8 protein-coding genes and 2 pseudogenes are annotated in these 11,279 nt (G+C 68.9%); 4 read left to right on the forward strand and 6 right to left on the reverse strand.

Annotation, left to right across the window (positions count from 1 at the left end; translation table 11 throughout):
- Nucleotides 1-228: 228 nt before the first annotated feature.
- Together ACTMTF_RS42435 and ACTMTF_RS42440 are read right to left on the reverse strand one after the other, a co-directional pair.
- Nucleotides 229-876 (reverse strand): annotated as a pseudogene (locus ACTMTF_RS42435) (recombinase family protein); the annotation flags it as partial.
- Nucleotides 877-1,116: 240 nt separating this feature from the next.
- Entirely contained in the window at nt 1,117-2,373 is a 1,257-nt protein-coding gene (locus tag ACTMTF_RS42440) for a DHA2 family efflux MFS transporter permease subunit (RefSeq protein ID WP_441115757.1), read from the reverse strand.
- An 89-nt stretch (nt 2,374-2,462) separates the two neighbouring features.
- Here ACTMTF_RS42440 and ACTMTF_RS42445 point away from each other — a divergent pair, with 89 nt between their 5' ends.
- Complete coding sequence (locus ACTMTF_RS42445; RefSeq protein ID WP_441115758.1) at nt 2,463-3,032, forward strand: TetR/AcrR family transcriptional regulator; 570 nt, start codon at nt 2,463-2,465, stop codon at nt 3,030-3,032.
- A gap of 733 nt (nt 3,033-3,765) precedes the next feature.
- On the opposite strand, the gene ACTMTF_RS42450 is transcribed toward ACTMTF_RS42445, so the two are convergent.
- A complete protein-coding gene (locus ACTMTF_RS42450; RefSeq protein ID WP_441115759.1) occupies nt 3,766-4,758 on the reverse strand; it encodes a LysR family transcriptional regulator in 993 nt (330 codons plus the stop codon).
- 283 nt (nt 4,759-5,041) lie between these two features.
- Between ACTMTF_RS42450 and ACTMTF_RS42455 the strand changes: the two genes are divergently transcribed.
- Nucleotides 5,042-5,248 carry a hypothetical protein gene (locus ACTMTF_RS42455; RefSeq protein WP_441115760.1) on the forward strand — a complete coding sequence of 69 codons (207 nt, stop codon included), beginning with the start codon at nt 5,042-5,044 and terminating at the stop codon, nt 5,246-5,248.
- 39 nt (nt 5,249-5,287) lie between these two features.
- Nucleotides 5,288-5,944, forward strand: a pseudogene (locus ACTMTF_RS42460) (alpha/beta fold hydrolase); the annotation flags it as partial.
- Nucleotides 5,945-6,328: 384 nt separating this feature from the next.
- Here ACTMTF_RS42460 and ACTMTF_RS42465 read toward each other — a convergent pair.
- Complete coding sequence (locus ACTMTF_RS42465; RefSeq protein ID WP_441115761.1) at nt 6,329-7,195, reverse strand: LysR family transcriptional regulator; 867 nt, start codon at nt 7,193-7,195, stop codon at nt 6,329-6,331.
- A gap of 95 nt (nt 7,196-7,290) precedes the next feature.
- On the opposite strand from ACTMTF_RS42465, the gene ACTMTF_RS42470 reads away from it, so the two are divergent.
- Nucleotides 7,291-8,130, forward strand: coding sequence for a TIGR03620 family F420-dependent LLM class oxidoreductase (locus tag ACTMTF_RS42470; RefSeq protein ID WP_441115762.1), 840 nt, complete (start codon nt 7,291-7,293; stop codon nt 8,128-8,130).
- Nucleotides 8,131-8,370: 240 nt separating this feature from the next.
- Here the strand turns inward: ACTMTF_RS42470 and ACTMTF_RS42475 are convergent, their stop codons facing one another.
- Together ACTMTF_RS42475 and ACTMTF_RS42480 are read right to left on the reverse strand one after the other, a co-directional pair.
- On the reverse strand, nt 8,371-8,733 hold the full coding sequence (locus ACTMTF_RS42475; RefSeq protein WP_441115763.1) for a hypothetical protein: 363 nt from the start codon (nt 8,731-8,733) through the stop codon (nt 8,371-8,373).
- A 305-nt stretch (nt 8,734-9,038) separates the two neighbouring features.
- On the reverse strand, nt 9,039-11,270 hold the full coding sequence (locus tag ACTMTF_RS42480; protein ID WP_441115764.1) for a hypothetical protein: 2,232 nt from the start codon (nt 11,268-11,270) through the stop codon (nt 9,039-9,041).
- Nucleotides 11,271-11,279: the final 9 nt, after the last annotated feature.

Genomic DNA, 11,279 nt, shown 5'->3' on the forward strand with positions numbered 1-11,279 from the left:
GCGAGCTTCGATCTTGCGGACCTCACCCCAGCGGGGGAGGAACCTCCCCATTGCGGGGGATAGAGCCAGGCGCGTTCCCACTGCCGGTTGAGGGCCGGGTAGACGATTGGTGATGACGAGCCGGGCGGCGATGTCGCGCAGGCTGAGGTCCTGGCCGCGCAGGTGCAGGGCCATGGACAGCATGTTCTCGTCGGTGACGGCGGCGCCGCCGATGGCCTTGCCGCGGGCGCGGGCGGATTCGTGGCCTTCCAGGGTGCGGTCGCGGATGTACTCGCGTTCCATCCCCGACAGCGCGGCGAGCACGGTGAACACCACGCCCGAGGGATCGTGGCAGCCCTGCAGCTCGCCGGTGAGGAACTCCAGCCCGATACCGGCCGCCTTCAGTTGCTCGGCCAGGGCGGCCAGGTCCAGGCCGCGGCCGAGCCGCTTGTGCTCGTGCACCACGAGGGTGACCGCCACCCCGGCCGCGCGCAGTTCCCGGGCCAGGGTGACGGCCTTGTCGAGCTCGGGGCGGGTGGTGGCGCGGGTGGAGATCTTCTCGGCGAAGACGCGGGTGACGCCGGCGGTCTTGAGCGCGTCGAGCTGGGTGTCCAGGGACTGGCGAAGAGTGGAGGCGCGGGCGTAGCCGATCCGCGCGTGCCCGGCGGGCTCGGCCTCGGCCGCGACGACGCCCTTACCCGCGTCAAGCGGGTGGCCCGCTACGCCAGCGCATCTACGGCCCCGAGAAGGAAACCCTCGGTTCGGTGTGCTGGCCATCGAGATCGAACTCCTCCAGCCCGCCACCGCCTGAGACACCATCGACCCGCCACCACGACGCATGGCCCGCGCATCGCGTCGGGCCATCGTCAGCTCCGGAGCACACCCCATCTCGGCCATGCGGCGCGCTGGGCCGGAGCTGTTTGATCGCCCTGGTCAGCGACATGACTGTCCCTTTCTCTCGTACTTGGTCTGCCCCCCTAGTAGGCCTACGCCAACCGGCTCAAGACGTGGGCCGACTGGGAGGAGCCGTCAGCGGCGGCTCACTGACTGCTTGGCCTCCTGCCTGTTCGGCCCGGACGCCCCTCGACGTCCGGGCCGCGGTCAGCCACAGGCCGGTGAACACGGCGCAGGCCAGCGTCACGGCACCCGCCGCGAGGAAAGCGTTGTTGAGGCCGGACTCGAAGGAGGCTCCGCCAGACTCACGCGTGTGAACGATCGCCCCGAGCACCGCCACGCCGAGCACCGCGCCGATCTGCCGGGTGGTGCTGCTGACGCCCGAGGCGAGGCCGCCCTCCTGCTGGTGAGAGCGAACCCGATGCCGACGACCGCCAGCCGCCACCACACGTTCCCGTAGCCGGTATCGGCGTGGACGAAGCCAAGCGCCAGCAGCCCCAGCCCGGCCAGCGCCAGGCCGATGCTGACGACGACACGGAAGCCGTACCTGGCCGCGAACCGGCCCGCGTACGGGCTGACGATCACCATGGCCAGCGAGACGGGCAGGGTCTGCAGCCCGGCGACCAGGATCGAAGTGCCCTGGACGTAGACGAAGAACTGGGAGAAGAAGAACGACGACCCCATCAGCGCGAACCCGACCACGACCATCGCCGTGTTGGACACCGTGAACAGCCGCTGACGAAACAGCCGCAGCGGCAGCATCGGCGTCGACACACGACCCTCGACCACGACGAACGCGGCCAAGAGCACCAGCCCGGCGGCGAAGCTGCCCAGGATCACCGGCGAGGTCCAGCCTCGGGAACCGCCCTCGATCAGGCCGTAGGTCACAGCGCCCACGCCCGCGGCGGACAGCACCGTGCCGGGGACGTCGATCGGCGGCGCGCTCGGGTTGCGGGACTCCCCCAGCACGCGCAGCCCGGCCAGCAGCAGGACCGCCCCGATGGGCACGTTGACCAGGAAGATGGCGGGCCAGCCGAAGGACTCCACCAGGATCCCGCCCGCCAGCGGTCCGGCGGCCAGGCCGATGCCGCTGAACCCGGCCCACAACCCGATCGCTCTGACACGCTCTCTCGGGGCGGGATACGCGGCGGCGAGCAGCGCCAGTGAGGCGGGGCTCAGCGCCGCGGCCCCGACGCCCTGCAGCACCCGCCCGGCGATCAGCCAGCCGATCGAGGGCGCGAGCGAACACACCACCGACGCGGCCGTGAACACCACCACCCCGGCCAGGAACACCCGCCTGCGGCCGAACCGGTCGGCGAAGACGCCGCCCGACAGCAGCAGCATGGCCACCAGCAGCACGTAGGCGTCGACGATCCACTGCAGGCCGGTCAGCCCGGTGTGAAGCCGCTGCTGCATGTCGGGCAGGGCGGCGCCGACGATCGTGTTGTCGAGCAGCACCATGAACTGACCTGCGCAGGTCAGGGTGAGCAGCGCTTTCACGTACATCCCTCCTAAAAGCAGTAAATGACTGCGTTAACATAGAGCCTCATACGCTCTAACGCAAGTCTTGACTGCGTTAAGGTGGGGGCATGGATGAGCAGGGGCGGGCCAGGCGGCCCGGCGGGCGCAGCGCCCGGGTCCGCGCGGCAGTGCACCAGGCCGTAACCGAGCTGGTCAGGGAGCGCGGCTACGGAAACTTCACAGTCGGCGACATCGCGGCCCGCGCGGGCGTGGCCGACACCAGCCTCTACCGCCGGTGGGGCAACCTCCAAGCCCTGCTCAGCGATGTGCTGCTGACCCGGCTCAACACGCAGTCGCCGATGCCTGACACCGGCAGCCTGGCCGGCGACCTGCGGACCCACGCCGCCAACGTGGCCCGCGAGGTCACCGGACCCGACGGCCTGGCGCTGGTGCGGCTGACCCTCGCGCTGTCAGGCGAGGGTCAGCAGGGCCTTCAGGCGCGCGACGAGCTCCTGGCCGACCGCACCAGGCAGTTGCAGGCCATGCTCGACCGCGCCCGCGGCCGTGGCGAGGACCCCCCTGACGTACTGGAGGTGCTGGACCATCTCCTGGCGCCGATCTACATGCGCGTCCTGTTCGGCGCGGGCCCGCTCACCCCTGACTACCTCGACGGGTTGGTCAAGCGGTTGCTCGCCTGATCCAGTCCGTCGCGCTGTGGAACAGCCGCTACCTGGGTGACCACCAGGCCCGTGGAAGTCGCCGATGGCGAGTCGGTCACTGAGGCCGCCCGCACGCTCAACGCCGACCTGCGGTTATGTCGTCCCGCGGCCGTTTCCGCCGTATCCCGGTGGCACCCAAGCCGCTTGGCCGGCACCGGATGGGCGAAAGAGTGCGGATGCGGACATCGCATCGCCGCGTGATCTTTCCGGGCGGTCCGCTCGCGCATCGCGAGGCGGTCGTTCACCGCGCAAGAGCGACCCGATCAGCGAAAGCCTTCGTCCTACTGGCCTTGCTGTGAGGGTTTGTTAGCGGTGTATGGAGGATTTTCAAAAAAGCTAGGCCCTTTACAATGTAGATTTATATATGAGTGCTCCGCTCGCGCGCCACGTCTGATCACGTGTTCCCGTATATGACACCAAGTAGGGGTGGCGTGAGGCAGCCGCTTGCACCGCTCCCCCTGCAGCCATGACGGTCCCTCTCCCCTGCGCAAAACCCGCGTCCCGACCAACCTTCGACCCCCTCCCCCGCGTCCAAGCCTGCCGGCCAACGTTGACTGACGGCCCCAGCATGCTGGTCCTGCACATTGGCCCGGCAACACGCGGCGTTTGGATGGTGCACACTGCCCTGGCATGGCGAAGGACGAGGAACTCCTGGAGTGGCGGATACGGGTTCCAGCGGTTCTGCGGCCGCTCCGGACCAGGCGGTGTCGATTTAGAGCCGGGGGCTTTTCAGACTTCCGGGCGGTGAGTTCGATGAGCGTTGTTCTTCTTGCAGGGGAGCCTCCCAGGTGGCGGTGATGTCGCGGGCGACATCACGTAGGAGGTCGATGAGCATGTCTGCGAGTGGTGTGAGGCCGGCGTCGGTTTTGGTCACGGCGTAGAGCCGGCGGTAGGGCCTGGGGTGGGCCAGTTCGCGATGGGTGGTGCCAGGCGCATGGGTCAGGGCCAGGCGCGAGACCAGGGCCACTGCGATGCCTGTGCCGACGAGGGCCTGGGCGACGTCGTAGGACTCGGTCTCGAACCGCACGGTGGGAGTGAAGCCGGCCTCGCGGGCAGCGTCGTGGAACTGTTCGCGGGCGGCATGGCCGGCCAGGATGGAAACCCACGATTCGTCGCGCAGTTGTTCCATGTGAAGTTCGGTGTCCGCGGGCTGCCCGGTGGCCAGTGGATGGTCATCGGGGAGAACCACGACCATCGGGTCCAACAGGAGCGAGTGGGCCCGTACGTGTGGGGGCGGCGCGAGCGGCGTGCCCCAGGACGCGACGATGGCGACGTCCAGGCGCCCCGCGCTGATCTCGTCCGCTCCGCGTCCGGACACCACGTCTATGACGGAGACGTCGGCGTCCGGATGGCGGTGTCGCAGAGTCGTCAGGGCCGGTGGCAGCAGGTGCAGGGCAGCCGCCTGGAACGTCCCGATCCGCAGACGGAGCGAGAGGTGGCCGAGCAGTGCGGCCAGTTCCGCCTCGGCCCTGTCCGATGCCTGCTCCACAGTTCGGCCGTGGGAGGCGAGCAGCGCACCGGCCGCGGTGAGCGTTGCTCCGCGAGGACCACGGATGACCAGGGGCACCCGCCAGTCGCGCTCGGCCTTGGCCACCTGCTGGGTGACCGCCGCGGGCGTGAGTTGGAGTGCGTGAGCCGCCGCCGTCAGGGAGCCGTGCCGCTCGATCAACGCGAGAAGCCGCAGCTGTCCTGGATCCACCAGCATTCACTAATCCTAACGCTGCACCCTTCTCTTTTAACTTCTCTTATGGGCGCGAGACAGGAAGCCTGGTGGTACATCCATCGGCCGCGATCCCCGGAAGGGGTTCTTCCCATGCCCACACATGTGCCCGTTTTCATCGCCACCACCTTGCTGCTGGCGATGCTGCCAGGCGCGAGTCAAGCCCTGATGATCCGGCAGGTTCTGGAAGGCGGCCAACGTACGCTCCGAGGCACGCTCGCGGGCAATGCCAGCGGCTTCCTGCTGTGGTCCACGGCCGCCCCAGTTCGTGACCGCGAACGGCCCGGTGTTCCTGTCGACCGTCGCCCTGGGAGCCCTGTGGGCGCTCGTCAGCGCCTCCTGGTACGTGTTGCTCACCTGGGCCGTCAGCCGAGGGCGCGCCCTGGTGTCGCAGCCGACCGTCCTGCGGGGACTCAGCGTGACCACCGGCGTCGTGCTGCTGGGGCTGGGCGCCGCGGTGGTAGCAGGTGTCTGAGGGCCGGGCCGAGTGCTTCTTGAGCCGATGACGTACGCCATGACAGCGGACGGAACCCGCATCGCCTACCAGTTCCAGGGCCAGGGGGCGCCGCTGGTCCTGCTGGCGGACCAGGCCAACGACCACCACTGGTGGGACGCGGTTCGCGCCGACTTCCATCCCGCTCGCAGCACCCTCACGCTCGACTACCGCGGCACCGGCGACAGCGACAAGCCCGACACCCCCTACAGCACCGAACTGTTCGCCCAGGACGTCATCGCCGTCCTGGACGAACTCGGCATCGACCGGGCGGACGTCTACGGCACGTCCATAGGCGGACGAGTGGCCCAGCAGATCGCGGCTCGCCACCCCCACCGGGTAGGCGCCCTGGTTCTCGGCTGCACCTCACCCGGCGGCCCGCACAGCGTCGAGCGCGGCGACGACGTCCGCCAAGCCCTGACGCAACCTCAACCGGGAGCCGTGCGACAGGCCCTGCTGGAGCTGATGTACACCCCTCGATGGCTCGCCTCCCATCCCGGCACGCACCACACCCTCGGCGACCCTCGCATGCCTGCATACGCCCGGCGCCACCACCTCGCGGCCAGCGATCGGCACAACGCCTGGGACCTCCTGCCGGACATCAGCGCCCCCACCCTGGTCGTCCACGGAAGCGACGACCTGCTCAACCCCACCGCCAACGCACCCCTGCTCGCCGACCGCATCCCCGACGCCCGACTGCATCTGGTCCCCCATGGCCGGCACGCCTACTTCGAGGAGTGCCGCACCCACGCCAGCCCCCTCGTCCTGGACTTCCTCACCACCGCGCACCAGCGACACCCCGACCCTGGACTCTCACAATCGCTTGGTCACGCCGCCGTTGGCGTCGCTGTTGATCGACCGCCAAGTTCCAGGTGGGACGGCAGGCCTGAGCGGCTGAAGAAGCGCGGATGGTTGACGATCACGATGCGATCGGAACCCGGGGCCGGCACGAACCAGCCTTCGAGCAGGATCCCGTCCTCGAAGGGATACGTGTCATGCCGCCGTCGACGTGTGGGCCGCCATCGCCGCACCGCGTCGGGTTCGCATCTTGCTGTGGACGGGTCAGTCTCCGAAGGCCGCCTGGTGGGCAGCGGCGCAGGTGTGCGGGAGGTCGACCGGCACCACGACGCTGCCGGTGATCGTGGTCTGTGGTGCGAACGGGATCGCCCGCACCCGGGTGGAGCGGATCTCCGCGACCTGGTCGCCTGGCAGCACGGTCCAGCTACGCGGATTGAAACCGACCTCGACGATCGTGTCCTGGACGGTCCCGGCAAGGCGGCCGACCCGGGCTTCGACCCCGGCCTTCCGTATCGCGGCTGTCAAAGCCTCCGGCAGGAACAGGCCGTGGTCCCGCGACGGGATCCGCAGTTCGCCGACGGCGAGATCGGCCAGGTCCACTGTCGAGCGACCGGCGGCGAGGTGCTGCACGGACACGATCGCGAACAACTGCTCCGTCCACGTCGGCAGCACCCTCAGCCCGGGTGCCGAACGCACCCCCCGAGCCAGTGCCAGATCGATCTCCCCCCGTCGCACGTCGTCCAGCCGAGCCTCCAATGGAAGGTCGACCAGCACGACGTCGACGCCGAGCGCCGAGGGATGCTCGCGCAGCGCGTCGATCCCGCGCTCCAGGCGAGCGGTGAACCCAGCGGCGGTACCGATGCGCATGGTGCCCGCCGGCGCACCGGCGGCGGCCTGGACCCGATCCGCGGCCGCGAGCGCATCACGCGCCGCGGCGAGCACCCGGTGCCCCGCGGCAGTGAGCCGAACCCGGCGCGGTGAACGGTCCAGCAGCCGGACTCCCAGCTCCCGTTCCAGTTGAGCGATCCGCCTGCTGACCGCGGGCTGGGCGATGTGCAGCCGCTCGGCGGCCCGCCCGAAGTGCAGTTCGTCGGCGACCGCGACGAAGTAGCGCAGTGCGCGCAGTTCCACTGAGCGGCCCCCTGTTCTGCGACGATGCCCTCAGGTTATCGAGCGCGTCGGAACTGGTCCTGGTTTCCGATGCGGCGTGGTGCTGGGATCGGATCATGGATATCGACCTGGGACTGCTCGGCGCCCACCTACGCGAGCACGAGGTGAGCCCGGAAAGCGCGGTGGAGGTGGAGCGGGCCGGCTACGGCACGCTTTGGCTGGACGCATCGCCACCGGCCGACCTCGCCTTCGCGGAGAAACTGCTCGACGCCACCACCCGGCTGGTGGTCGGCACGAGCGTGGTCAACGTGTGGACCGCCGACGCCGAGACCGTCGCCGCCTCCTACCACCGAATCGCCGCCCGCCACCCCAGCCGGTTCCTGCTCGGCGTCGGGATCGGGCACCGCGAGGTCCACACCGAGTGGGCGTCGCCGTACGACACCCTGGTGTCCTACCTGGACCAACTGGCGCTGGCCGGCGTCCCGGCCGAGCGGTTGGTGCTGGCCGCCCTCGGTCCGAGAATGCTGCGGTTGGCCCGCGACCGCACGGCGGGCACCATCCCCTGCATGGTCACGCCCGAGCACACCCGGCGGGCGAGGGAGGTGCTCGGGACGGGCAAGCTGGTACTCCCCGGCCACTTCACGCTGCCGGAGCCCGACGTCGAGCGGGCCCGCGCCGTCGCCCGGGCAGCACCGCCAGGGAACGCGTTGCAGGTCACCAACTACGCGAGCAACCTCCGGCGGCTGGGCTTCACCGACGAGGACCTCTCCGGCACCGGTAGCGACCGCCTCATCGACGCACTGGTCGCCCACGGCGACCCGGCCGGGCTCGCGCGCGGCCTGACCGCGCACCTCGATGCCGGCGCGGACCAGGTCGGCGTCTACCCCCTCGGCGACGACCCCATCGCCACCCTCCGAGCGGCCGCCGACGCCGTGCTGGCCATCAGGTCCGAGTGACCGGGCGGGAACGCGTCGGCGTCCAAGTTGGCGAGCACCACGACGACCTCCGGTGCGGGTCCGTGCCCGACTGCGTCCGAGTACTCTCCACGCGGGGTCTGCGTCAACATCACCCACGCCATGACGGAGCTGGAGGAGCTGCTGCTGACTTCGGCGCCTGGGAAGAGGACGGCGGGGTGGAAGCCGGCGAGCTGCCTGCCCCGCTGGCCGGTGGCGCCGCCCTGAGCGGGGCGTGCCGGATCACGGGCTGGACGAGAACGGGCCGTCGTATGGCCTGACCTTCGCGGGAATGCGGTAGAAGGCGCGGGTCGCCGTCCACCATTCCCGATCGGTGAAACGGCCTGTGATGTGGCCCATCAGGCAGAAATAGCTGTGCAGATCCTCGTCGTACGTGTCGTGTCCGCCGAGTTCCAGCCCTTCCGTCAGAGGCTGGTATTCGGGGAGGTCGACGGGTTCGCCCGGCTCCTGCGGCGGAGTGACGTCGCCCAGCGTCTCCCCGTCGTAGTGGAGGTGCAGCGGCGAAAGCCCTGGACCTACTTCCCCCGTGTAGTCGATGTCGAATACCCGCCGCCTTCCCAGATCGGGGAGCCCGAGGGGATGCAAGTACAGGTTGAAAGCGAAGAGGTGTGTCCAATCCGCACTCCACGCGTGACTCCGGGTCGACCCCGAACAGCACGGCCACTTCCTCCGGATCGTCACCCTCGACCCAGATGGCGTGAAATGCGTTCTCCAGCCCCTGTCCGTACTCGGCCAGCAGGTCCCACTGGTTCTCCGCCGGGAGGTCAGGCCTCGCATCAGGCGCCACCGTATGTCTCCTCTCGTGGCGACGGGGTTGCACGGCGCCGGGCCGTGCAACCCCGTTTCGACCACGGTGCTCCGCTGAAGATCGCTCACATGCGGGAAACCGGCTAGCGGTCTGGCGGGTACAGCTCCTCCGCCAGGATGCTGACGTCGATCGGGTCCTCGGCGGCGATGCGCCGGGCGACACCCGTCAGGATGTCCCGCAGGTACCGGCTCGTTTGCGGGAACTCGTTCAGGTCATCGACGATCATCTGCGCCCGGTTCTGCCTGATGGCGGGGTCCGGCTCCTTCGCGAGATCGAGGAACGCCACGCGGACATCGGGCAGCACGCCCGATGTGTAGAGAATCTGGCAGTCCCACAGATATTCGAGGAAGAGCAGGAAATGCTGGGCCTCGGCGTTCACCCCGCCGAGCACCTTGGCCTTCGTCACTACCCTCTTGAGGGTCACGGTGTCCAGGCTGGCGGCGAGCGCGGGGTCCAGTCCCAGTTCCTTGACGTAGGAATCGAAGGCCGCTCGCGTCGGCGCCCCCCTCGGCGGGGCCTTCGCGTCGGACCGGGCCATCCGCCGCCGCACCTTTTCGATATTGTCGAGCTCGGTGTCCTTCAGGATCTTGCCCAGCTTGACGAACTTCACGGTGTTCTTGAGGAAGGGCCAGTTCTCCTCGCGGAGGATCTCACGCATCTCGGCAAGGGTGATCACCTCGTAGAACAGGTCCTTCCGCGATACCTCGCCCGCACGTTTGGTCATGCCGGCGTTGATGAGCTTGCTCTTGAAGGTCTTGTAGTCGGCGACGTCGTCGAGGTTGATCCCGTCCAGGCAGTAGTAGACCGGTTCTCCCTTCTGCCGGGCCCACCACAGGCCGGCCTTGCAGGCCAGCGCGCCCATCATCTTCGCGGCGTCCTTGCCAGTCAGGTCGGCGGTGAGGAGCTTGGCCTCGGGGCCCTGCTTCGACAGGAAGGTCAGGAAGTCCGTGGCCTGCTCCCGGAACGCCTCTATGTACGCCGTCCGGTCATCCAGCATCAGCGCGTAGTTCACCTCCGAGCTGGGGTTCGGCTTGCCCGCCGCCAGCATGTCGAACGCCATCTCCGCCTTGGCGATGCCGCCCTCCACGCACTTGGGGATGGTCTCCGTGGGGTTCCGGAGCAGGGCGCGGTAGTTGTCGGCCGTGATGATGTCCTGCACCGCCGCCCAGAGGTCCATCATCCGGAGTGGGCGCATGCCGCCCGGCTTCGTCCGCGCGGCCTCGACGTAGGGCAGCCGGACGTCTTCGAATCCCCAGAACGTGCCCGGCTCGGCCTCGAACGCCACCAGCAGCTCTGAGCCCATCACCTGCTGATAGGTGGTCAGGATGCCCGGGGACTCGCTGGTGGACATCGCCTCCAGAACCTGCTTCGCCCCCCTGACCTTCGCCTCGTTCTCGTGCTTGCCGAGGGTGCCCTGCTCGTAGTCGTGGACCCGCTTCAGGTAGGTGCTGAGCAGGTGGTCCAGCGGCTGGACGTAGCCGCTCCACACCCCTTCCTCGGTGGTGCTCCCCCGGCCGGTGTTCATGGGCAGGATGCATGCCAGCGCGGTGCTCACGCCCATGGCGATGAGATCGCAGATCTTGTCGTAGTCTCCCCCGTTCCACAAGGAGTTGTAGACCCTCGCGGCGAGACCGGTGCTCTTGTCGTTCCAGTCCTGCTCGACGGAGAGCACGCCCGGCTGCCACATGTAGTCGTACAGGGTCGCACCGATCTCGTCCGCCGCCCTCGGCGGCGCGGCGTCGCCGGAGGACGAGGGGGTGTCATCCCGTTTCTTCCGGCAGTGCAGGATCAGAAGGTTCTCCATGACCGCTCGCGTGCTTCCGCTCAGCTCGGCGAGCGCGCCGCTGACGTCGATCCTGACCTGGTCGGCGGCGAAGAGATAGTTCACGACGATCTTGGGTTCGCTGCCCACGAACCCGGCGAGCAGACCCTTCTCCGTAACGATGGACTTCAGCAGCTCGTGGAGCAGTCGGTGGCGTTCCACGGAGACGACCTCGGAGGCGCCCTGTAGATCCGCGAGTGCCCTCGACAACTCCTCCGGCTTCCTCTCGGTGACCAGGTTCGCGACGAATCCCGGGGCGAGGATCTCCGCTTCGCGCAGTTCCCGGTCGTTCAGCGCGGTGCTTTTCAACGTCTGCAGGTGTGCGGTGGGCGACCCCCCGCTCACCAGGGTCTTGGCAGCCCACTTCTTGGCGCCCTTGGTCTTCGCCAGCGCCTCCGCCGGCTGCGGCGTCCGGTACGGTGTCGCCTTCCCCTGCGCCGGCGGCACCGGCACCCTGCCGCTGCCCGATCCCGACGTCTTCAGATTCTTCATGGTGATGCC

The sequence above is a fragment of the Nonomuraea sp. ZG12 genome, from assembly GCF_052068115.1.
Lineage (GTDB): Bacteria > Actinomycetota > Actinomycetes > Streptosporangiales > Streptosporangiaceae > Nonomuraea.